The sequence below is a fragment of the Streptomyces sp. NPDC086080 genome (assembly GCF_044540255.1).
In the GTDB taxonomy this organism is placed as follows: Bacteria; Actinomycetota; Actinomycetes; order Streptomycetales; family Streptomycetaceae; genus Streptomyces.
In genome coordinates this window covers 160,947-183,068 of record NZ_JBITRU010000001.1, presented here as the reverse complement: position 1 = coordinate 183,068, position 22,122 = coordinate 160,947, and the positions used below count along the sequence as shown (strand labels likewise).

Below are 22,122 nucleotides of genomic sequence, written 5' to 3'. Positions count from 1 at the left end.
GGGAACATTACGCCCGATCCCCTGAACCCAAACGAGGTTCGAGGGCACGGTTCGGATCATTTTCCCATCGGGCCGCAACCACCGCTCGTCCCGCGGGAGCTGCCATTACCCGTCCGGTGGCGATCAAAACCAGCAGCGACACGCCTCCCGCGACGCCCGGTACGGCGAACCCCCACAGCGCCCCGCCGGCCTCCACCACCGGACCGGTGAGTCCCGTCCCGACCGACGCGCCCACGGTGAAGGTCGTCACCAGCCAGGAGAACGCCTCCGTGACCGTCCCGCGCGGCGCGTGACGGTCCACGAGCACGAACGCACAGGCGATCGCCGGCGCCAGGAAGAGACCCGCGACCACGGTGAGCAACGTCATGGCCACCACGCCCGGCATCAGCATCAGGGGCAGGTAGCACACCGCCAGAAGGGCCACCAGCACCTGAAGCCGCCGCGCGGGCTCACCGGCCCACTGCCTCGCCCCGTACGCCATACCGCCGATCAGGGCCCCCAGCCCGATCCCCGCCATCAGCCAGCCGTACACCCGGTCGCCGCCGTGCTCGTCCGCGTACGACATCGCCGCCACGGTGATGGAGCCCAGCGCCATCCCCACGGCCAGGAAGGCACCCAGCAGCGCGAGCAGCCCCGAGGAGCGCAACGCGCCCAGCCAGTGCGCCTCGCGCGGCGCCGACCGCCATGCGCGCGAGGGCGGCGAGACGACGACGGAGAGGGCGCCCAGTACCCCGATAACGTTCAGCACGAGCAGCGCGGCCTGCGCGGACCACAGCGAGGCGCACACCGTCACCAGCAGCGGTCCGACGGTGAACATCACTTCCTGGGCCACGGCGTCCATCGCGTAGGCCCGGTGGACCTGGCCCTCCTTGGGCAGCACGGACGCCCACAGCGCCCGCAGCCCTCCTTCCAGGGGCGGGGTGAAGAGGCCCGCGGCGGCCACCGCCCCGTAGGCCACCACGGGCGACCCGGTGCCCACGAAGGCGAACACGGCCATCGCCAGCGCCGACAGCACGGCGGCCGGCAACTGCACCCGCGGCTGTCCCCGCAGATCCACCAGGCGGCCGAGCACGGGCTGTCCGACGGCGTTGGCGACGCCGTACACCGCCGCGAGGGCGCCGGCCAGGCTGTACGTGCCACCCTCCGCTCGCACGAACAACACGATCGCGATCGCGGCAGTCGCGTTGGGCAGCCGTCCCACGAGCGTGCCGACGAGCAGCCGGGTGGCGTGCCGTGCCCGGAGGATCTCCAGGTATCCCGTGGCCATTCCGGCGCCCTCCACTGGAAAGTGTTACGTATAACTACGGTCTCCATACGTACCATGTCCGCTGTTCACCAGTCCAGACGAAGGAGCGGCCCGACGATGCCCAGAGCCGGCACCCGCCCCACGAGCCGGGATGTCGCCCAGGCCGCAGGCGTCTCCCAGGCGGCGGTCTCCCTCGTCCTCGGCGAGAAGTGGCGCGGCCGGGTCTCCCAGGCCACGGCGGAGCGCGTCCGCGAGGCCGCGCGCACCCTGGGTTACCGGCCGAATCTGGCCGCCCGCAACCTGCGGCTGGGCCGCACCCGCACGGTGCTCCTGGTCGTCCCCGCCCTCACCACGGAGTTCTTCGCCGGCGTCTACACCGGGGCGGCCCGGGTGGCCGCCCAGCACGGATTCGGCGTGGTCCTCTACCCCTCCCCCGAGGGCATCGGCCCCGCCCGCGACCCCTTCGCGTCCGCCCAGGCCGCCCTGGACGGGGTGATCGCCTCCTCCATGGCCGCGGAGGCACTGACCGCGATCCGCGGCGACCAGCTGCCGCTGGTGATGCTGGACAGTGATCCCGAAGCCAGTGTGGGCGCGGCCACGGTCAACCTCGACATCGCCGACGGTGTCCGCCAGGTCACGGAGCACCTGCTCGGCCTGGGCCACCGTCGCTTCCTCCACCTGGCGGCGGACGTGGCGTCCTGGACCTTCGAGGTGCGCGCGCGGGAGCTGACGGCGCGGCTGCGGGAGGTTCCGGACGTGTCCCTGCGCACGGCGCGGGCGCCGATCTCCATCAAGGGCGCGGAGACGGCGGCGGAAGCGGCGCTGTCCGGCTCGCCGGACCGGCCGACGGCGGTGATCTGCGACGACGATCAGCTGGCGGCGGGCGTGTACAAGGCCGCGCGGCGGCTGGGACTGCGGGTCCCCGAGGACCTGTCCGTCACCGGTCTTGACGATCTGGCACTGGCGACGGCGATCGATCCCGAACTGACGACCGTCCGGCTGGACGCGGAGTTGTTCGGGGAGAGGGGCATGGGGGCGCTGCTGGCGGTACTGGAGGGCCGCGCCCCATCCGCCGGGGACATCCCGGTCGACCTGGTGGTACGCGCCTCAACGGCCCCGGTGCCGGCCTCCTGACGGGCCTCCGGACACGACCCGACCTCCCACCCCACCGACCTACCGAGCGCCCCGGCGCCGACGGGGCTGTACGACCCGGTACCGGGCGGAAGGTGTCTGCACAGCCCGGCGCCAACAGAATGCCTCCCCAGAGCCAGCACCCATGGTCGTGCCCCAAGACGTGGTGCAGGGGATCACGCATGGCGCGTTCCGGTTCGAGGCCCGTGGCGATCTCCGTGGAGACAGCAGCCCGGGAAGCGTTCCGTTGAGGCGCGTGGAACGCCGGACGGCGCGCGGGCACCGCCCCTGGCCCGCGGATTCCGGCGCCTTGATCCGCTACACCACCGGGCGGGACGCCATCGCACCCATCCAACCCGACTGCCCGCGGATCGCGCAGGGCGGCGACGGTCGCGGGCGGTGAGGAGGGCGGGACGGGGATGGTCGCGGGCGGCGGGGAGGGGACGGGGCGGGGGTGGCCGCCCGCAGCGACTGGCGCGTCCGCTCCAGTGGCTTCTTGAGGGGCCTACTGCGCGCCGGTCCGAGGACGGGTACCCCCGACCCGGCACCGACCCACCCACCGGCACAAGGCGCTGCCCCAGCCCTCACCGGAGGGCCAGGGGCGCCGCAGGCATACGACCCACCCCCGCAGCCGAGCGCTACTCGACGTCGCCGCCGGAGTCGGTCTCCGCGTCCTCCGCGCCCGCCGCGTCCGCCGGCGTCTCCGCGCCGCCACCCGCCTCCAGCAGCCGCGCCAGCTGGCGCCCGCCGATCCGCCTGAACTTCCGCTTCTGCGGCCGCGTACGGTCCAGCACCGCCACCTCCAGCCGCTCCGCGGGAATCTCCCGCTCGCTGCCGCTGGTGTCGCGGGACAGCGCCTGCACCGCCAGCTCCAGCGCCTCCGCCAACGTCATCCCGTCCCGGTGACGCTGATCGAGGTACCCGCTGATCTGCTCCGCGTTGCCCCCCACCGCCACCGAGCCGTGCTCGTCCACGATGGAGCCGTCGTGCGGCAGCCGGTAGATCTGGTCGCCCTCCGGGGTCTCCCCGACCTCGGCCACCACCAGCTCCACCTCGTACGGCTTCTCCGCCGCACTCGAGAAGATCGTCCCCAGTGTCTGGGCGTACACGTTCGCCAGACCCCGGGCGGTCACATCGTCCCGGTCGTAGGTGTAGCCCCGCAGATCGGCGTACCGCACGCCCCCGATCCGGAGGTTCTCGTACTCGTTGTACTTACCGGCCGCGGCGAACCCGATCCGGTCATAGATCTCGCTGAACTTGTGCAGCGCACGGGACGGGTTCTCGCCGACGAACACGATGCCGTCGGCGTACTGCAGCACGACAAGGCTGCGGCCACGGGCGATGCCTTTACGGGCGTACTCCGCCCGGTCGGCCATCGCCTGCTGAGGTGAGACATAGAACGGCGTCGACACCGGTTATCCGTCCCTTTCTGTCGAAGTCACTGGACCACCCTGAAACAACCGAACAAACCCGCCCGCGGCCTACAGCAGGGCGGCCCGCGGCCCGTCCGGCTGCTCCAGCCGCCGCTCCAGCACGGACCTGGAGATGCCGGAGGCCTCGTCCTCGGTGAGCCGGCGGAAGCCGTCCTCGGTGATCACGGTGACAATCGGATAGATCCGGCGGGCGACATCGGGACCACCGGTCGCCGAGTCGTCGTCTGCCGCGTCGTAGAGCGCCTGCACCACCAGCGTGGTGGCCTCGGCCTCACTCAGGTCGCCCCGGAACAGCTTCTTCATCGCACCGCGCGCGAAGACCGACCCGGAACCGGTGGCGGCGTACCCCTGCTCCTCGGAACGCCCGCCCGTGACGTCGTAGGAGAAGATCCGGCCCTTCTCCCGGTCCACGTCGTACCCCGCGAACAGCGGGACCACGGCGAGGCCCTGCATGGCCATGCCCAGATTCGAACGGATCATGGTCGACAGCCGGTTCGCCTTGCCCTCCAGCGACAGCTGCGCGCCCTCGACCTTCTCGAAGTGCTCCAGCTCCAGCTGGAACAGCTTCACCATCTCCACGGCCAGCCCCGCCGTACCGGCGATGCCCACCGCCGAGTACTCGTCGGCGGGGAACACCTTCTCGATGTCCCGCTGCGCGATGACGTTCCCCATGGTGGCCCGCCGGTCCCCGGCGAGCACCACACCGCCCGGGAAACTGACGGCCACGATCGTGGTGCCGTGCGGTGCCTCGATGACGCCCTGCACGGGCGGCAACGACCTCTTGCCCGGCAGCAGTTCCGGCTGGTGCTCGGAGAGGAAGTCCATGAAGGAGGAGGATCCCGGCGTCAGGAAGGCAGCCGGTAGACGCCCGGTGCTACGAGTGTTGGCTTCCACGCGATTCCTTCCACGTATGCGGCAGCCCGCCTTATGGCATCGGGCCGATCCTTGAACTGCCCCAGCGCCGCGTTGCAGCTGAAGCACAGTACGCCACGGACCCTACCCGTCTCATGGCAGTGATCCACATGCTGCGGGGGAGCTGACAGACATATGCAGCAGATGCCCGCTTGGGAAGCAATCAGCTCATCGCGCTCAGCTTCGGTAAGGTCGTACTTGCGCTTGAGATGGTCTTGTCGCGCCCTCACCGCCCGGCAGGCCTTGCAGCGTGTTGACAGACCATCGGACGCAGTCGCATTGCGATGCCACTCACTGTGCGGTTTCACCTCGCCACACGTACGGCAAAGCTTGTGCCCCGCAGGGACATCCACCTTCTCGCGCACCGACTTTCCCATGGCTTCCCGGCGCCGCCGGTAGTGCGCAGCGCTGTACTCCGCTACGCACTCCCGGCAATGCACCTGGAGGCCATCACGCCGATTCTTGTCTCGCGCGAATGCAGCTACGGACAGCTCTCGCTCGCACTTCCTACACTGCTTCGCGTCCGACTCCTCAGCCACTCCCACCCCCGACACCTTTCAAATCAAAGGTGAATAGGCCGTCGAACCTTCACTGTCCACCCTTTTGCACGAAGGACCTGACGAAATCCTCGGCGTTAGCCTCGAGTACATCGTCGATCTCGTCGAGAACATCGTCCACGTCCTCGCTCAGCTTCTCCTGACGCTCCTTGAGGTCCTCGGAAGCCTGCGACTCCGCCGCCTGCTCCTCGACCTCCTCCGTGGAACGGGTGGCCTTCTGCTGTCCGCCGCCGGTGTCCTTGGTCGCCATCACCCTCACCCCGCTCGGTTCGCCCGACACACTTGCTCGGTCATGATCGGACCCTACAAGCCGGGTCCGACAATGCCCCCGCAGTTGCTCCAACGTACGGGGACCACCTCGATGATTCCCGGACCGGGCCATTTCCACCCCGTCCGGTCGGCCCATCCCGGGTACCCCGGTACCCGCTCAGTTCCCCGACAGCACCCTGACCAGGTCTTCTGCCGTACGGCAACGGTCCAGGAGCGCCTTGACGTGATTACGCGTTCCGCGAAGCGGTTCCAGGGTTGGGACCCGCTGGAGCGAGTCGCGGCCCGGCAGATCGAAGATCACCGAGTCCCAGGAGGCCGCCGCGACGTCGTCCGCGTACTGCTCCAGACACCGTCCGCGGAAGTACGCGCGGGTGTCCTCCGGAGGGGACGTACGGGCCCGCTCCACCTCGCCCTCGTCCAGCAGCCGCTTCATCCGCCCACGGGCCACCAAACGGTTGTAGAGGCCCTTCTCGGGACGTACGTCGGCGTACTGGAGGTCCACCAGGTGCAGCCGGGCGGCGTCCCAGTCCAGGCCGTCCCTGCGGCGGTAGCCCTCCATGAGCTCCCGCTTGGCGACCCAGTCCAGCTCGCCGGCCAGGCTCATGGGGTCGCTCTCCAGGCGCGTGAGCGTGTCCTCCCAGCGCAGGAGGACGTCCTTGGTCTGCTCGTCGGCGTCCGCCCCGAAGCGCTCCTCCACGTACTTGCGGGCCAGCTCGAAGTACTCCATCTGGAGCTGCACCGCGGTGAGCGTCCGCCCGCTGCGCAGCGTGACGAGCCGCTTCAGGGACGGATCGTGCGACACCTGGTGCAGCGTCCGCACCGGCTGGTCCACCGCCAGGTCGACCGCGATGAACCCGTCCTCGATCATGGACAGCACCAGCGCGGTCGTACCCAGCTTCAGATAGGTCGAGATCTCCGACAGGTTGGCGTCGCCGATGATCACATGGAGCCGCCGGTACTTCTCCGCGTCGGCGTGCGGTTCGTCCCGGGTGTTGATGATCGGGCGCTTCAGGGTGGTCTCGAGGCCCACCTCGACCTCGAAGTAGTCCGCGCGCTGGGTGAGCTGGAAGCCGTGCTCGTGCCCGTCCTGGCCGATGCCGACGCGGCCCGCGCCGGTGAAGACCTGCCGGGAGACGAAGAACGGCGTCAGGTGGCGCACGATGTCCGAGAAGGGGGTCTCCCGCTTCATCAGGTAGTTCTCGTGCGTCCCGTAGGAGGCGCCCTTGTTGTCGGTGTTGTTCTTGTAGAGGTGGATCGGCTGGGCGCCGGGCAGCTGCGCGGCCCGTTCCGCGGCCTCCGCCATGATCCGCTCACCGGCCTTGTCCCAGAGCACGGCGTCGCGCGGATTGGTGACCTCGGGGGCGCTGTACTCCGGGTGGGCGTGGTCGACGTAGAGCCGTGCGCCGTTGGTCAGGATGACGTTGGCCAGGCCGATGTCCTCGTCGGTGAGCTGGCTGGCGTCGGCGACCTCACGGGCGAGGTCGAAGCCTCGCGCGTCCCGCAGCGGGTTCTCCTCCTCGAAGTCCCAGCGGGCCCGGCGGGCCCGGTGCATCGCCGCCGCGTAGGCGTTCACGATCTGGGACGAGGTGAGCATGGCATTGGCGTTGGGGTGGCCGGGCACGGAAATCCCGTACTCCGTCTCGATGCCCATTACTCGCCGTACGGTCATGCGGCCCTCCTTGCCCGGCGGCGTCCCCGGTCGGGGGCGCTGCTGTACCGCTGGCGCTCCGGTGCGTGTGCGGTGCCCGTCCCCGCACTGCGCGACTCGGCGGTACGGACGAGCCTAGAACGCCTTCGCCCTGGTGGGGAGATCATTTGCGTCATTGCTGTGCTCCAGCCGTGGCGCCGGAAAACAGTCGGCTGCGGGTACCCACTGAGGGCACCCGCAGCCGCCCTGGCTTTTACAGGTACTGACCGGTATTCGCCACCGTGTCGATGGAGCGTCCGGTGTCCGCGCCCTGCTTTCCGGTGATGAGCGTACGGATGTACACGATCCGCTCGCCCTTCTTTCCGGAGATGCGGGCCCAGTCGTCCGGGTTGGTGGTGTTGGGCAGGTCCTCGTTCTCCTTGAACTCGTCCACGCATGCCTGGAGCAGGTGGGAGACGCGGAGGCCCTTCTGGCTCTTCTCCAGGAAGTCCTTGATCGCCATCTTCTTGGCGCGGCCCACGATGTTCTCGATCATGGCACCGGAATTGAAGTCCTTGAAGTACAGGACTTCCTTGTCGCCATTGGCGTAGGTGACCTCCAGGAAGCGGTTCTCCTCGGATTCGGCGTACATGTGTTCCACCGCGGTCTGGATCATGCTCTGGACCGTCACGGACTTGTCGCCGCCGTGCTCGGTGAGATCGTCGCCGTGCAGCGGGAGGCGTTCGGTGAGGTACTTGCCGAAGATGTCCTTGGCCGCCTCGGCGTCCGGACGCTCGATCTTGATCTTCACGTCCAGCCGGCCGGGCCGCAGGATGGCGGGGTCGATCATGTCCTCACGGTTCGAGGCACCGATCACGACCACGTTCTGCAGGCCCTCCACGCCGTCGATCTCGGCGAGCAGCTGCGGGACGATGGTGTTCTCCACGTCCGAGCTGACACCGGAGCCACGGGTACGGAAGAGGGACTCCATCTCGTCGAAGAAGACGATGACGGGGGTACCCTCGCTGGCCTTCTCCCGGGCTCGCTGGAAGACCAGGCGGATCTGCCGCTCGGTCTCGCCGACGTACTTGTTCAGCAGCTCGGGGCCCTTGATGTTGAGGAAGAAGCTCTTGCCGGCGGCCTGGCCGGTGACCTCGGCGACCTTCTTGGCCAGCGAGTTGGCGACGGCCTTGGCGATCAGCGTCTTGCCGCATCCGGGAGGCCCGTACAGCAGCACACCCTTGGGCGGCCGCAGCTCGTGCTCCTTGAACAGGTCCGGGTAGAGGTACGGCAGCTCGACCGCGTCGCGGATGGCCTCGATCTGGCCGCCGAGGCCGCCGATCTGCTCGTAGCCGATGTCGGGCACTTCCTCGAGGACGAGCTCCTCGACCTCGCTCTTGGGGACGACCTCGTAGACGTAACCCGAGCGGGGCTCCATGAGCAGGGCGTCGCCGGGGCGGATGGTGATGTCCAGCAGCGGCTCGGCGAGCCGCACCACCCGCTCCTCGTCGGTGTGCCCGACCACCAGGGCCCGCTCGCCGTCCTCGAGGACTTCCTTGAGGGTGACGATGTCGCCGACGCGCTCGTACTTCATGGCCTCGACCACGTTGAGCGCTTCGTTGAGCATCACTTCCTGGCCGCGCCTGAGTTCCTCGAGCTCGACGCCCGGGCTCACGTTCACCCGCAGCTTGCGGCCGCCGGTGAAGATGTCGGCCGTGCCGTCCTCGTTCGCCGTGAGGAAGACTCCGAAGCCGGCGGGGGGCTGCGCGAGCCGGTCGACCTCCTCCTTGAGGGCCACGATCTGGTCGCGGGCCTCACGGAGCGTGCCCGCGAGTCGTTCGTTCTGGGCGGACACGCCGGCCAGATTGGTCTGCAGCTCGACGATCCGCTCTTCGAGAATTCTCGTGTGTCGCGGAGAGTCGGCGAGCTTACGTCGCAGGACGGCGATCTCCTGCTCAAGGTAGGCGATCTGCCCGGCCGGGTCCTCGGACCCGCGTCCCGGGCGGATGCCGCGGTTAGTGTCGTCGTCGTGGGCTGCCACGGTCCTCACCTCCTCCAAGGGGAGCTGGACGCTTCCAGACCCTACCTGGGCGGGTGTCGATTGAAACCCCTAGATCACAAAGACGGTCGGGGTGTGTCCGATCTTCACCCTTGCGCTCTCCCTCACGCCAGGGGAATACCCATCGAAGATGATTGGAACCCAGGCGAAGGTAGGGTCGAAGTGTTCAACACCCGTCGGAGCTGGCCGGATTCCCGATCGGTTCGACGCAGGAAACGGCAGGAGAGATGAGCGTGCAGCTGGAGGCCGAAGTCGTCGGCGAGGCCCTGGAGGTCTGGATCGACCAGGATCTGTGTACCGGCGACGGCATCTGCGCCCAGTACGCGCCCGAGGTGTTCGAGCTGGACATCGACGGTCTGGCCTATGTGAAGAGCCCGCAGGAGGAGTTGCTGCAGGACAAGGGGGCGACAACGCCCGTACCGCTGCCGCTCCTCACCGATGTGATCGACTCCGCGAAGGAGTGTCCGGGCGAGTGCATCCATGTCCGCCGGGTTTCGGACGGGACCGAGATGTACGGGCCGGACGCCGGGTGACGGATATGGCACGGCACGTCACGACTGTCTGATTTCTCACACTCCGGCGTGCGCGCCCCGCCGCGCGCCCGCGCGCGGGTCACACGCTCTTGGCGCCGGAGGGGGCGGACCGCACGAACGCGCCGTTCTCCCACCGCCATTTCACGTTCTCCCGCACATCGGGACAGCAACTGGGCACGTCGGCGGACGAGTAGCCGAAGAGGGTGGCGGTGACTTCGCCGTCGCGTACGGCGAAGTCGTCGACGTTGGTACGGTCCCCGGGGTCTGCCAGGGTGGCCACCACGCGCGGTGCGGTGCTGCCGGCGGCCTGGGTGACGACGTAGACACCGTCGGGCGGGGTGCCCATCGGGGAGTCGCAGTGCACCACCGCCACCGTCTCCGGTCGTCCGTCGCCGTCGAGGTCGCCGGACGCCTGTTTCTTCACCACCGTCTTCATCGGACCGCACTCGAGGGGGAACTCGACGGCCGCCGGGTCGGGCGGGACCATGTGTGCTGGCGCGCTCTTCGTCCGCGGCTCGGGGGTCTGGGCCGCGGCCCTGTCGTCGGGTCCCAGGACCGAGGACAGGGCCACGACACCGGCGAGAGCCGTGGCGGTGGCGACCCAGTGGATCGGGCGGGCATGGGTGTGGGCGAGCTCCGGGACGGCGGAAGGCTGCACTAGGAGTGTCTCCCGTGAGGGCTGTGCCGGTGGGATGGCCAGCATCGTGCCACACGTCACAGTACGGAGGGAACGGCGGGGTGCGCGGTTCGGGTGGGGGGAACCGCGGTGGGCCGCGCTCCCAGCCGGATCACCGCGTCAATGCCGAAGCGCCGTGCCGCAGTTCCGGGCGGTTGCCGGGAACTGCGGCACGGCGCCTGTGTGTTGCGGGGCCGGCGGGCCGGGTCAGCGGGCGGCGCCCCCGTCGGCGTTGGGGCCGGCGTAGTCCTCGCCGTAGGCACCCTTGGCGGGGCGGCGGCGGCGCATGGGCGGCTCGACGCCGTCGGCGAGGCGGCGGGCGGTGAGCAGGAAGCCGGTGTGGCCGATCATCCGGTGGTCCGGGCGGACGGCGAGGCCCTCGATGTGCCAGTTGCGGATCATCGTCTCCCAGGAGGTCGGCTCGTTGAAGCAGCCGATCTCGCGGATGGACTCCACGGTCCGGGCGAGCTGGGTGGTGGTGGCGACGTAGGAGCACAGGATGCCGCCGGGCACGAGTGCCTTGGAGACGGCGTCCAGGCACTCCCAGGGGGCGAGCATGTCGAGGATGACGCGGTCGACGTCGGCGTCGGAGAGGTTGTCCTGGAGGTCGCCGACGGTCAGCTGCCAGGCGGGGTGCGGACCGCCGAAGTAGCGCTCGACGTTCTGCCGGGCGATGTCGGCGAAGTCCTCGCGGCGCTCGTAGGAGTGCAGCATGCCCTGGTCGCCGATGGCGCGCAGCAGGAAGCTGCTGAGCGAGCCGGAGCCGACGCCCGCTTCCACGACGCGCGCACCGGGGAAGATGTCGGCGAAGGCGAGGATCTGGCCCGCGTCCTTCGGATAGACGACAGCCGCCCCGCGGGGCATGGACAGGACGTAGTCGGGGAGCAGGGGGCGCAGCGCGAGGTAGGCGACGTTTCCCGTGGTGCGGACAACGCTGCCCTCGGGAGCACCGATCAGTTCGTCGTGGGGGAAGGAACCCTTGTGGGTGTGGAAGTTCTTCCCGGCCTCGAGCGTGAACGTGTAGTGGCGGCCCTTGGGGTCGGTCAGCTGAACCTGGTCCCCGACCTTGAAGGGCCCGCGCCTGCGGGCGGCACCGGTCGGTTCGGACATGTGAACAGCCTACCGGTTCCCTGCGGCCGCTCCGACCGGCGGCAGGGGGCGGACCGTGGGCACCGGGTGCGCGTCCGTCGTGGCGGGGCGCGCCCTTCCCCGCGCCTCTTCGGGGCGCGGTTCAGCTGGGCCGGGCCATCGCCTTGACGAAGGCCCGCTCCACGTCGGCCGCGGACAGTACGCCGTAGATCTCGCCCGTGTCCTCGACCACGAGGTACTCCGTGGCCGGCGCCGCGCGCAGGGCGTCCAGGAGGTCCTCCCCGGCCAGCTCGGCGGAGACCCGCATGCCGTCGGTGAGGTCCTGGGCGAGCCCGCTGACCGCGACCCAGGGGCGGCGGTGTTCCGGTACGCCCACGATGGCGGCCTCGCGGACCAGGGAGAGGGGGACCCCGTCGGGGTCGACGACGACCAGGGCGCGGGCCCCGGAGGCGTTGGCGCGGCGCAGGGCCTCGGAGAGGGGGGTGTCGGTCTCGACGGGCACCGCGCGGCGGGTGAGGTTGCGGGCGCGCAGCTCCGGGAGGTGTTCGCGCAGGCGGGCCATGCGCAGGCTGTTGCCCGCGCCGGTCCAGATGATCGCGGCGAGGATGGCGGCGAGCAGGGCGTCCAGGACCGTGTCCATGCCGACGTTGTCCACGGCGTCGGAGCCGAGGGCTCCCGACTGGGTGAGCAGCGGAAGGCCGATCAGTACGGCGACGGCGAGGGCCCGGCCGACCCAGGCGGCGGCGACGGTGCCGGTCATCGGCTTGCCGCTGATCGCCCAGACGACGGCGCGGAGCATACGGCCACCGTCGAGCGGGAGACCGGGCAGCAGGTTGAAGACGGCGACGATGAGGTTGGAGATCATCAGGCCGGCCAGCAGGACGCCCGGGACACTGCTGGGGTCGACGGCCAGCAGGGCGAGGTAGAAGAGGCCCGACAGCACGAGGGAGAGCAACGGGCCGACGAAGGCCAGCACGAACTCCCGGCCGGGTGTCTCGGCCTCTTTCTCGATCTCGGAGACGCCGCCGAAGAACTGCAGCTGGATACGGCGCACCGGCAGCTTGAAGCGGAGCGCGGCGAGGGTGTGGGCGAGCTCGTGGACCAGTACGGACGCGTAGAAGGCGACCGCGAAGAACAGGGAGACCAGATAGCTGGCGGCGCCGAGCTCGGGCAGCACGCGGTCGATCTGTCCGCCGAACACCCAGGTGATGAGGATGGCGACGAGGAACCAGCTGGGCGCCACGTACACCGGCACGCCGAAGGGCCGCCCCATGAGCAGCCCGCCGCGCTGCCTCTCCCCGGGCCGCTGCGGCCCGGTCCCCTTGCCGCCGCCGTGGGCGAACGGACGGTCGGCATGATGCGGCCCGGCGGGAACGCCGTGACGTCCGCCGCTTCCCTGCCCGCCGTGCGGGGTCGCCGGCGCACCGGGGGCGGCCCCCTCGTGGCTCCCCTCACCGGGCCCGGGACGCTCCTCGGGCGCCCGGGGCGCGGGAGTCCGCCCGCCGGGGACACCGGCCCCCGTGCCCTCACCGGCGGTACCGGCTCCGGCGGACTCGCGGGAACCGCTACCGCCGGCAGGACGGTCCGATCCGGGCGCCGTGGAACTCTCGTCCGTCCCCTGAGCGCGGATTCGACCCATGGAGGCACCAGGGCCTGCGGGCCCATGAGTGCCGGCGGCGGGTCGGTCCGCCCCGGACGCGGGGGACCCGCCGTCCGCCTGCCGCGCGGAACCCTGGCCCTCGGCAGCACCGCCCTCCGCGCCCCGACCGGCGTCACCGGACCCGGCCGACGGCGCTGCGGGCCCATGAGGGCCGGTGCGGTCCGCTGCGGGGGGTGAGGGCTCCTCGTGCGGTACGGGGGCGGCAGACCCGTGGGTGGGGGTGCCGGTTTCCGTGCCCCGGACGGCGGGGCGGTCGTGACGGTCCGGCCCCGGCGCCGGGGCGTCGTCGTCGGCGGACGCGGCAGGCGGTGACGAGGGCCCGCCGGGACGGGCGCCGACGGGGGGCGTGGGGCCTTCACCGGTCTCGTGGAGGGCGTCGTCGGTGGCCGGGGCCCCGGGCCCCGTGTGGTCGGCCGACTCGTCGTTGCCGGGCGGCTGCCCGCGCCCGCCGCTTACATCCACCGGTGTCCCCTCGTTCGCTGCGTAATCCCGCGCCTGCCGGACGGGAGGTCTCGAGTCGATGGTATGCGGCGATCGCCGCTCGTTCCGCCCGGCACCCTGTCTCCTCCCCTCCTTCCCCTTCTCTCCCTTCGGTCACCCCCGCACTGTCGGTGGCGGGCCGTAAGGTCTGTGGGCATGGAGACGAGCACCGAGGGCGCGGCGCGGCCCGACAGCAGCGCGGGCACGGCCGAGGCGGCGACGGACCCCGTCGTGGTGACCGGGGCCCGGGCCGTACCGCCCGCCTCGTTGTCTCCCTCGCGGGCGAGTGACTTCATGCAGTGTCCGCTGCTGTACCGGTTCCGGGTGATCGACCGGCTGCCCGAGAAGCCGAGCGAGGCGGCGACCAGGGGCACGCTGGTACACGCGGTGCTGGAGCGCCTCTTCGACGCCCCGGCGGCCGAGCGCACCGCGCCGCGGGCGAAGGCGCTCATCCCCGGCCAGTGGGACCGGCTGCGCGAGACCCGCCCGGAGGTCCTGGAGCTGTTCGCCGACGATCCGGAGGGCGAGCGGCTGGCGCGCTGGCTGGCGCAGGCGGAGACGCTGGTCGAGCGCTGGTTCGGGCTGGAGGATCCGAGCCGCCTGGAGCCCGCCGAGCGGGAGCTGTTCGTCGAGGCCGAGCTGGAGTCCGGGCTGCGGCTGCGCGGGATCATCGACCGGGTGGACGTGGCGCCCACCGGCGAGGTGCGGATCGTCGACTACAAGACCGGCAAGGCCCCCCGCCCGGAGTACGCGGAGGGGGCGCTGTTCCAGATGAAGTTCTACGCGCTGGTGGTGTGGCGCCTCAAGCAGGTGATCCCGCGCCGGCTCCAGCTCGTGTATCTGGGCAGCGGTGATGTGCTGACCTACGACCCGGTCCTGGCCGATCTGGAGCAGGTCGAGCGCAAACTGCTCGCGCTGTGGGAGGCGATCCGGCTGGCGACCGAGACGGGCGACTGGCGTCCGCGGCCGACGAAGCTGTGCGGCTGGTGCGACCACCAGGCGCATTGCCCGGAGTTCGGCGGCACTCCCCCGCCGTATCCCCTCCCGGTGAGGGCGGCGGAGTCCGGCGGGGGCCATCAGGGCAGAATGGGGCCGGACTAGCGAAGGAGACTTACGTGGCCATCCGCGTCCTACTGGTCGACGACCAGCCGCTGCTGCGTACCGGGTTCCGGATGATTCTGGAGGCCGAGCAGGACCTCGCGGTCGTCGGCGAGGCCGGAGACGGCCTCCAGGCCCTGGACCAGGTGCGGGCTCTGCAGCCCGATGTGGTGCTGATGGACATCCGTATGCCGCGGATGGACGGGGTGGAGGCGACCCGGCAGATCACGGGACCCGAGCGGAACGGGCCGGCGAAGGTGCTGGTGCTGACGACGTTCGATCTCGACGAGTACGTGGTGGAGGCCCTGAAGGCGGGGGCCAGCGGCTTCCTGCTGAAGGACGCCCCCGCCAATGAGCTGGTGCAGGCGATCCGTGTGGTGGCCGCCGGGGAGGCGATGCTGGCACCGAGCATCACCCGCCGGCTGCTGGACAAGTACGCCACGCATCTGCCCTCCGGGGACGAACCGGTGCCGGACACGCTGCACACGCTGACCGACCGTGAGGTCGAGGTGCTGAAGCTGGTGGCCCGCGGGCTGTCCAACGCGGAGATCGCCGCCGATCTGTTCGTCAGCGAGACCACCGTGAAGACGCATGTCGGGCATGTGCTGAACAAGCTGGGTCTGCGGGACCGGGTGCAGGCGGCGGTGTACGCCTACGAGAGCGGTCTGGTGCGTCCCGGCGCGCAGTAACGCGGGCCCGTCGCGGTACGGGACGAGGGCGCCCCTCCCGACCGGGAGGGGCGCCCTCGTCGTACTGCCCGGACCGCGCCACCGGGCGGGCCGGCGCAGGCCGTCAGCCGCTGGCGCCGCGTCCGAGCTCCCACAGCTGGAGAGTCGAGGACGAGTTGAGCGCGTAGGCGGTGCCGGTAACGTTGTCGCGGGTGGCGACGTACTGCTTGCCCTGCCACAGGGGCAGCACCGGAACGTCGCGGGCAACGATGTCCTGGATCTCCGTGAGGCTGTCGGAGGCGGACAGCCGGTCGGCCTGGCGGCGCGACTCGGGGATCAGTTCCTTGATGATCTCGGGGTTGGCGTAGGGCGAGTGGAGGAAGTTGTCCTTGTCGAGGAAGGGCGCGGTGAAGGCGTCGGCGTCCGGGTAGTCGGGGAACCAGCCCATGCCGTAGACGTCGTACTTGCCCTTCTGCGCGGCGGTCTTGTACTTGCCCCAGGTCTCGCCCTTGATGTCGGTCTGGAACAGGCCGCTGTCGTTGAGCTGCTTGCTCAGCTGCTCGAACTCTTCCTTGGTGGCGGGACCGTAGTGGTCCTGGGTGTAGTGCAGGGTCACCTTCACCGGGGTGCTGACACCGGCTTCCTGCAGCAGCTTGCGGGCCTTGGCCACGCTCGGGTCGCCGTACTTGTTGAAGAAGGCGTTGGAGTGGCCGGTGACGCCGGCGGGGACCAGTGAGAACAGCGGCTGGGCCTGGGAGCCGTAGACCTTGCCGACCAGTTCGCTGCGGTCGATCACCTGGGCCATCGCCTGGCGGACGGCCTTGTCCTCCACGGACTCGGCCTCGGTGTTGAAGGCCAGGTACCGGATCTCCAGGCCGGGCGACTCGACGAGTTCGATGTCCCCGTCGACGGCGGTGCTGAGTTTCTGGATCTGCTCCGGTGACATGCTGCGGGTCATCAGGTCGATCTCACCCTTCTCGAGCGCCTCGCCCATGGCGTCCGCGTCGTCGTAGGTGATCATCTCGACCTCGTCGTTCCTCACCTCCAGCGCACCCTTGTAGAACTTGTTCTTGGTGAAGGTGGCCCGGACCATCGTCCCGTCCTCGACCGTGGCGTCGAAGGTGTACGGGCCGGAGCCGTCGAGCTCGAAGCCCTCGCGCAGTGCGCCCTTGTCGTAGTCGTCCGAGTTGACGATGCCCGCGACCGGGGTGGACAGCTTGTACGGGAAAGTGGCGTCGGCGCTGTTGAGGTGGAAGATCACCTCGCGGTCACCCTGCGTCTCGACGGTGTCGATGGTCGACAGCAGCGCGTAGACGTAGCTGTCGCCCTCGATGGCGAGCGCGCGATCGATCGAGAACTTCACGTCCTCCGCGGTGATCGCGTCGCCGTTCGCGAATTTCAGGCCGTCACGCAGGGTGCAGCTGTACCGCTGGTTGCCCGCGTCGGTGAACCCGCACGTCTCGGCGGCCTCGGGCACCGGCTCGCCGTCGCCCCGGGGCTGGACCATCAGGGTCTGCACGGTCTGCCGCAGGATGTTCCAGGTACCGACATCGTAGGCCCAGGCCGGGTCGAGGGGCGCGGGACCGTCCTCCTTGGACGCCGTGAACCGGTCCGTGGTGCCCACGACGATCGTGCCGCCGCTGCCACTCCCGCCGTCACCGTCGCCGCAGGCGGCGAGCGCCGGGGCGAGCAGGCCCATCGCGGCCGCCAGCACCAAAGTCTTACGGTTCATGCTCGAGTTTCTCCAGGACTGTCGACTCCGTGTATCCGGCATGTGGGGTTGTTGCAGCGGATCACAAGGATGGGGCGAGGTTTTCTCGCGACGACATTAGTCCGCGCCCGCAGAGGGGTTCGCGGCGGCTGGAGTTGACCGCCCATCACGCAGTGGAACCAGGTGTGAACGGATCCGCGACGGTGTCCGGGGAAGGATTGGTGCAGCTTCCCATCAATCGGGACACAAGGACGCACCGGCGATGCCCGAAATAGGACGGAGAGCACACCCGGACATCGTTGTCGAGACCCCTCCCTGTGGTGAACCTCACAGGTGAATGGAGTCATCGGGGGCCGCTGTGCGGCAGCCGTCAACCGGAGCGAATTCTTTCGATACCGACCCGTCATCGGGGAACCGAGTGGCACCAATTCCGTTCGACGGGCCGCCGTACGCTAAGTGAACGCCTAGCGCATTCCCGTCATCAAACCCCGCAGGAATGTCAGGTCCACGACTTCCAGGGAGGGGACGACCGTCCGCCGGGCGGCCGACGTGATCGGCCCCACCGAGGGCACCGCGACGACGTGGCAGCCCGCCGCCTCGGCGGCGGTCACGCCCGTCACGGTGTCCTCGACGACGGCGCACCGCAAGGGGTCCACACCGAGTCCGGCGGCCGCCGCGAGATACGGGTCGGGGTGCGGCTTGGTGCGTGGCACCTCGTCACCCGCGACCGACAGCGTGAAGTGCTGCGCGCCCAGCGTGGTCAGCACCCGGTCGATGATGCGCCGGTGGGAGGCGGAGACGAGCGCCGTGGGAATCTCGTACTCGGACAGCTCGGCGAGCAGCCGCGCGGCGCCCGGCATCAGCGGGAGGGCACGGTCGATGCGGTCCTCGAACCCGTCGTTGAGCAGCACCGTCAGGTCGGCGAGCGGGATGTCCGCACCCGTCGCCTCGATCAGGAACCCCGCACTGCGGGTCATGGGACCGCCCACCACCACATGGCGCCAGGAGTCGTCGAGGGTGTGGCCGAGGGAGGCGAAGACCTCGACCTCGACGTCCCACCAGAAGCCCTCGGTGTCCACCAGGGTGCCGTCCATGTCGAGAAGGACGGCCTGGAGGGCCGAGCCTTCGGCCGTAAGGGTTCCGAGCGCGGGGACCGTACTGGTCATCCACATACCTCCTTGAGGGACGATCAGGCCGGTTCCCACGAGGGGAACCGGCCTGCGGTGGACCGACAAGTGTACGCCGGGCGGGCCCGTGACGCCTGATACGACACGTGCGACCGTCCGCGGGGGCCTCAGCGGGCGCCCGCGCGCTCGTTGCTCAACGGGCGTTGAAGTACTTGGCCTCCGGGTGGTGGATCACGATGGCGTCCGTGGACTGCTCGGGGTGCAGCTGGAACTCCTCGGAGAGCTGGACGCCGATGCGTTCCGGCTGGAGCAGATCGGCGATCTTGGCGCGGTCCTCGAGGTCCGGGCAGGCGCCGTAGCCCAGGGAGAAGCGGGCGCCCCGGTACTTCAGGGCGAACATGTCCTCCATCGCGGCCGGGTCCTCACCCGCGAAGCCCAGTTCGGAGCGCACGCGCGCGTGCCAGTACTCGGCGAGGGCTTCGGCCAGCTGCACGGACAGCCCATGCAGCTCCAGATAGTCGCGGTAGGCGTTGGCCTCGAACATCCGCGCGGTCTCCGCACTGATGCGCGAGCCGACGGTGACCACCTGGAACCCCACGACGTCGGTCTCGCCGGACTCCTCCGGGCGGAAGAAGTCCGCCAGGCACAGCCGGCGGCCGCGGCGCTGGCGCGGGAAGGTGAAGCGGGTGCGCTCGTTGCCCTGCTCGTCCAGGACGATCAGGTCGTCGTCCTTGGAGACACACGGGAAGTAGCCGTAGACCACGGCCGCCTCCAGCAGGTTGTCCGTCTGGAGACGGTCCAGCAGCCCGCGCAGGCGCGGCCGGCCCTCGGTTTCGACCAGCTCCTCGTAGGTCGGTCCGTCGCCGCTACGGGCCTGCTTGAGACCCCACTGGCCCTTGAACAGGGCACCCTCGTCGAGCCAGCTCGCGTACTCCTTGAGCTGGATGCCCTTGATCACGCGGGTGCCCCAGAAGGGCGGGGCGGGGAGCGGGTTGTCGGTGGCGACGTCGGAGCGCACATGCCCTTCCTCGGGGCGCTCCTCGATCTCCACGGTGGCCGCGCGGACCCGGCGCTGCCTGAGTTCGGGCAGCTGGACGCCGGGGACTCCGCGCTTGACGCCGATGAGGGCGTCCATCAGGCGCAGGCCTTCGAAGGCGTCGCGGGCGTAGCGGACCTCGCCACGGTAGATCTCGTGGAGGTCCTGTTCGACGTAGGCGCGGGTCAGCGCCGCGCCGCCGAGGATGACGGGGTAGTCGGCCGCGAGTCCGCGCTGGTTGAGCTCCTCGAGGTTCTCCTTCATGATCACGGTGGACTTGACCAGCAGACCGGACATGCCGATGACGTCGGCCTTGTGCTGCTCGGCGGCCTCCAGGATCGCGGAGACGGGCTGCTTGATGCCCAGGTTGACCACGTTGTAGCCGTTGTTCGTCAGGATGATGTCGACCAGGTTCTTGCCGATGTCGTGCACATCGCCGCGGACGGTGGCCAGCACGATGGTGCCCTTGCCCGCCTCGTCGGTCTTCTCCATGTGCGGCTCCAGATGCGCCACCGCGGTCTTCATCACCTCGGCGGACTGGAGGACGAACGGCAACTGCATCTGGCCGGAGCCGAACAGCTCACCGACCACCTTCATGCCGTCCAGCAGCGTGTCGTTGACGATCGCCAGGGCCGGACGTTCGGTGAGGGCCTCGTCCAGGTCGGCCTCCAGGCCATTGCGCTCGCCGTCGATGATCCGGCGCTTGAGCCGCTCCTCCAGCGGCAGCGCGGCCAGCTCCTCGGCCCTGCCGGCCTTGAGCGACTTGGCGGTGGCGCCCTCGAACAGTTGCATGAGCTTCTGCAGCGGGTCGTAGCCCTCACGACGCCGGTCGTGGATGAGGTCCAGGGCGGTGGTGACCTCCTCCTCGCTGAACCGCGCGATCGGAAGGATCTTCGACGCGTGCACGATCGCCGAGTCCAGGCCGGCCTTGACGCACTCGTCCAGGAACACCGAGTTCAGCAGGATCCGGGCGGCCGGGTTCAGACCGAAGGAGATGTTCGACAGGCCGAGGGTCGTCTGCACCGCGGGGTGGCGCTCCTTCAGCAGGCGGATGCCCTCGATGGTCGCCAGACCGTCCTTGCGGGACTCTTCCTGACCGGTGCAGATGGTGAAGGTGAGGCAGTCGATGAGGATGTCCTCCTCCCGGATGCCCCAGTTGCCGGTCAGGTCGTCGATCAGCCGCTCGGCGATCTCCACCTTCTTCTCGGCGGTACGGGCCTGCCCCTCCTCGTCGATGGTCAGCGCGATCAGCGCGGCCCCGTGCTCGCGTGCCAGCTGCGTCACCCGCGCGAACCGCGACTCGGGTCCCGCGCCGTCCTCGTAGTTCACCGAGTTGATCACCGCGCGGCCGCCGAGCTTCTCCAGCCCCGCCCGGATCACGTCCACCTCGGTGGAGTCCAGCACGATCGGCAGGGTGGAAGCGGTGGCGAAGCGCCCCGCCAGCTCCTCCATGTCGGCCACGCCGTCCCGGCCGACGTAGTCGACGCACAGGTCGAGCATGTGCGCGCCCTCGCGGATCTGCTCGCGGGCCAGCTCCACGCAGTTGTCCCAGCGGCCCTCCAGCATCGCCTCACGGAACTTCTTCGACCCGTTGGCGTTCGTCCGCTCACCGATCGCCAGGTACGAGGTGTCCTGCCGGAAGGGGACCGTCTGGTAGAGGGACGCGGCGCCCGGCTCCGGGCGCGGGTCGCGCTCCGCCGGGGCCAGACCGTTCACCCGCTCGACGAGCCGGCTCAGGTGTTCGGGCGTCGTACCGCAACAGCCGCCCACCAGGGACAGGCCGTAGTCACGTACGAAGGTCTCCTGTGCGTCCGCCAGCTCCGCCGGGGACAGCGGGTAGCGCGCGCCGTCCTTGGTCAGCTCGGGCAGACCCGCGTTCGGCATGCACGACAGCCGGATCCTGGAGTGGCGGGACAGATAGCGCAGGTGCTCGCTCATCTCGGCCGGCCCGGTCGCGCAGTTCAGGCCGATCATGTCGACGCCGAGCGGCTCCAGCGCGGTCAGCGCGGCGCCGATCTCCGAGCCGAGCAGCATGGTGCCCGTCGTCTCCACCGTGACCGACACGATCAGCGGGACCTCGAAGCCCGCGGTCTCCATCGCGCGGCGGGCGGCGACGACGGACGCCTTGGTCTGCAGCAGATCCTGGGTCGTCTCCACCAGGAGCGCGTCCGCGCCGCCCGCGAGCAGGCCTTCGGCGTTCTGCTGGTAGGCGTCGCGGATGGCCGCGAACGTGGTGTGGCCGAGGGTGGGCAGCTTGGTGCCCGGTCCCATCGAGCCCAGGACCCAGCGGGGCCGGCCGTCCCGCGCGGCGAACTCGTCCGCCGCCTCACGGGCGATCCGGGCACCCGCCTCGGACAGTTCGGTGACGCGGTCGGGGATGTCGTACTCGCCCAGGGCGGTGAGGTTGGCGCCGAAGGTGTTGGTCTCGACGCAGTCGACCCCGGCGGCGAAGTACTCGGAATGGACCGAACGGACGATGTCCGGGCGGGTCAGGTTCAGGATCTCGTTGCAGCCCTCGAGGTTCTGGAAGTCCTCGAGGGTGGGGTCCTGGGCCTGGAGCATGGTGCCCATCGCTCCGTCGGCGACCACCACGCGGGTGGCGAACGCCTCACGGAGAGCGGACGCACGGGTCCGGCTGTCGGCGGTAGGGGTCAGCGGCAACGAGGCCATGAACAGGGCTCCCTCAGGTGCGACGGCTGTCGGCTTTGCGGCTGTCCGGAAAGCGTTTGTTCGCGCTTCCCGGCGGGGCGCACGCCGTCAGGGTATCCGGGACCGCGCCCCGATGTTCAGGACGTCCACGGGGCGGACG

The 22,122-nt window shown here is 70.0% G+C and carries 17 protein-coding genes; 4 read left to right on the top strand and 13 right to left on the bottom strand.

Annotated features, from left to right (window positions below; all coding sequences use genetic code 11):
- Positions 1 to 7 precede the first annotated feature (7 nt).
- On the bottom strand, positions 8 to 1,267 hold the full coding sequence (locus tag ACIF9R_RS00860) for an MFS transporter (RefSeq protein ID WP_399972418.1): 1,260 nt from the start codon (positions 1,265 to 1,267) through the stop codon (positions 8 to 10).
- A 96-nt stretch (positions 1,268 to 1,363) separates the two neighbouring features.
- On the opposite strand from ACIF9R_RS00860, the gene ACIF9R_RS00855 reads away from it, so the two are divergent.
- Positions 1,364 to 2,380 (top strand): LacI family DNA-binding transcriptional regulator, encoded by a 1,017-nt coding sequence (locus ACIF9R_RS00855; protein WP_399972415.1) that lies wholly within the window; start codon positions 1,364 to 1,366, stop codon positions 2,378 to 2,380.
- Positions 2,381 to 3,015: 635 nt separating this feature from the next.
- On the opposite strand, the gene prcA is transcribed toward ACIF9R_RS00855, so the two are convergent.
- The 6 genes from prcA to arc form a co-directional block, all read right to left on the bottom strand.
- Positions 3,016 to 3,789, bottom strand: a complete 774-nt coding sequence (gene prcA / locus ACIF9R_RS00850; RefSeq protein WP_399972412.1) for a proteasome subunit alpha — start codon at positions 3,787 to 3,789, stop codon at positions 3,016 to 3,018.
- A 69-nt stretch (positions 3,790 to 3,858) separates the two neighbouring features.
- Positions 3,859 to 4,704, bottom strand: coding sequence for a proteasome subunit beta (gene prcB, locus ACIF9R_RS00845; RefSeq protein ID WP_399972410.1), 846 nt, complete (start codon positions 4,702 to 4,704; stop codon positions 3,859 to 3,861).
- On the bottom strand, positions 4,656 to 5,261 hold the full coding sequence (locus ACIF9R_RS00840) for an endonuclease VII domain-containing protein (RefSeq protein WP_399972407.1): 606 nt from the start codon (positions 5,259 to 5,261) through the stop codon (positions 4,656 to 4,658). Before ACIF9R_RS00840 ends, prcB begins: the two co-directional genes overlap by 49 nt.
- Positions 5,262 to 5,310: 49 nt before the next feature.
- On the bottom strand, positions 5,311 to 5,529 hold the full coding sequence (locus ACIF9R_RS00835; RefSeq protein ID WP_399972404.1) for a ubiquitin-like protein Pup: 219 nt from the start codon (positions 5,527 to 5,529) through the stop codon (positions 5,311 to 5,313).
- Positions 5,530 to 5,706: 177 nt separating this feature from the next.
- Complete coding sequence (dop, locus tag ACIF9R_RS00830) at positions 5,707 to 7,218, bottom strand: depupylase/deamidase Dop (protein ID WP_399972401.1); 1,512 nt, start codon at positions 7,216 to 7,218, stop codon at positions 5,707 to 5,709.
- Between the two features lie 232 nt (positions 7,219 to 7,450).
- Positions 7,451 to 9,217, bottom strand: a complete 1,767-nt coding sequence (gene arc, locus ACIF9R_RS00825; protein WP_399972398.1) for a proteasome ATPase — start codon at positions 9,215 to 9,217, stop codon at positions 7,451 to 7,453.
- A gap of 245 nt (positions 9,218 to 9,462) precedes the next feature.
- Here arc and ACIF9R_RS00820 point away from each other — a divergent pair, with 245 nt between their 5' ends.
- Positions 9,463 to 9,768 carry a ferredoxin gene (locus ACIF9R_RS00820; RefSeq protein WP_399972395.1) on the top strand — a complete coding sequence of 102 codons (306 nt, stop codon included), beginning with the start codon at positions 9,463 to 9,465 and terminating at the stop codon, positions 9,766 to 9,768.
- Between the two features lie 79 nt (positions 9,769 to 9,847).
- Here the strand turns inward: ACIF9R_RS00820 and ACIF9R_RS00815 are convergent, their stop codons facing one another.
- The 3 genes from ACIF9R_RS00815 to ACIF9R_RS00805 all read right to left on the bottom strand — a co-directional run bounded on the left by ACIF9R_RS00815 (position 9,848) and on the right by ACIF9R_RS00805 (position 13,172).
- Positions 9,848 to 10,426, bottom strand: coding sequence for a hypothetical protein (locus tag ACIF9R_RS00815; RefSeq protein WP_399972394.1), 579 nt, complete (start codon positions 10,424 to 10,426; stop codon positions 9,848 to 9,850).
- A 225-nt stretch (positions 10,427 to 10,651) separates the two neighbouring features.
- Positions 10,652 to 11,554: a tRNA (adenine-N1)-methyltransferase gene (locus ACIF9R_RS00810; protein WP_399972392.1), complete on the bottom strand. Its 903-nt coding sequence runs from the start codon at positions 11,552 to 11,554 to the stop codon at positions 10,652 to 10,654.
- A 121-nt stretch (positions 11,555 to 11,675) separates the two neighbouring features.
- Positions 11,676 to 13,172 carry a site-2 protease family protein gene (locus tag ACIF9R_RS00805; RefSeq protein ID WP_399972389.1) on the bottom strand — a complete coding sequence of 499 codons (1,497 nt, stop codon included), beginning with the start codon at positions 13,170 to 13,172 and terminating at the stop codon, positions 11,676 to 11,678.
- 657 nt (positions 13,173 to 13,829) lie between these two features.
- Here ACIF9R_RS00805 and ACIF9R_RS00800 point away from each other — a divergent pair.
- Together ACIF9R_RS00800 and ACIF9R_RS00795 are read left to right on the top strand one after the other, a co-directional pair.
- Positions 13,830 to 14,774: a RecB family exonuclease gene (locus tag ACIF9R_RS00800; RefSeq protein ID WP_399972386.1), complete on the top strand. Its 945-nt coding sequence runs from the start codon at positions 13,830 to 13,832 to the stop codon at positions 14,772 to 14,774.
- 14 nt (positions 14,775 to 14,788) lie between these two features.
- Positions 14,789 to 15,460 carry a response regulator transcription factor gene (locus tag ACIF9R_RS00795; protein ID WP_103542479.1) on the top strand — a complete coding sequence of 224 codons (672 nt, stop codon included), beginning with the start codon at positions 14,789 to 14,791 and terminating at the stop codon, positions 15,458 to 15,460.
- Between the two features lie 103 nt (positions 15,461 to 15,563).
- On the opposite strand, the gene ACIF9R_RS00790 is transcribed toward ACIF9R_RS00795, so the two are convergent.
- From ACIF9R_RS00790 to metH, 3 genes are all read right to left on the bottom strand, one after another.
- Positions 15,564 to 17,171, bottom strand: coding sequence for an ABC transporter substrate-binding protein (locus tag ACIF9R_RS00790; protein WP_399972382.1), 1,608 nt, complete (start codon positions 17,169 to 17,171; stop codon positions 15,564 to 15,566).
- Between the two features lie 443 nt (positions 17,172 to 17,614).
- Positions 17,615 to 18,316 carry an HAD family hydrolase gene (locus ACIF9R_RS00785; RefSeq protein WP_399972379.1) on the bottom strand — a complete coding sequence of 234 codons (702 nt, stop codon included), beginning with the start codon at positions 18,314 to 18,316 and terminating at the stop codon, positions 17,615 to 17,617.
- Between the two features lie 154 nt (positions 18,317 to 18,470).
- On the bottom strand, positions 18,471 to 21,983 hold the full coding sequence (gene metH / locus ACIF9R_RS00780; RefSeq protein WP_399972376.1) for a methionine synthase: 3,513 nt from the start codon (positions 21,981 to 21,983) through the stop codon (positions 18,471 to 18,473).
- Positions 21,984 to 22,122: the final 139 nt, after the last annotated feature.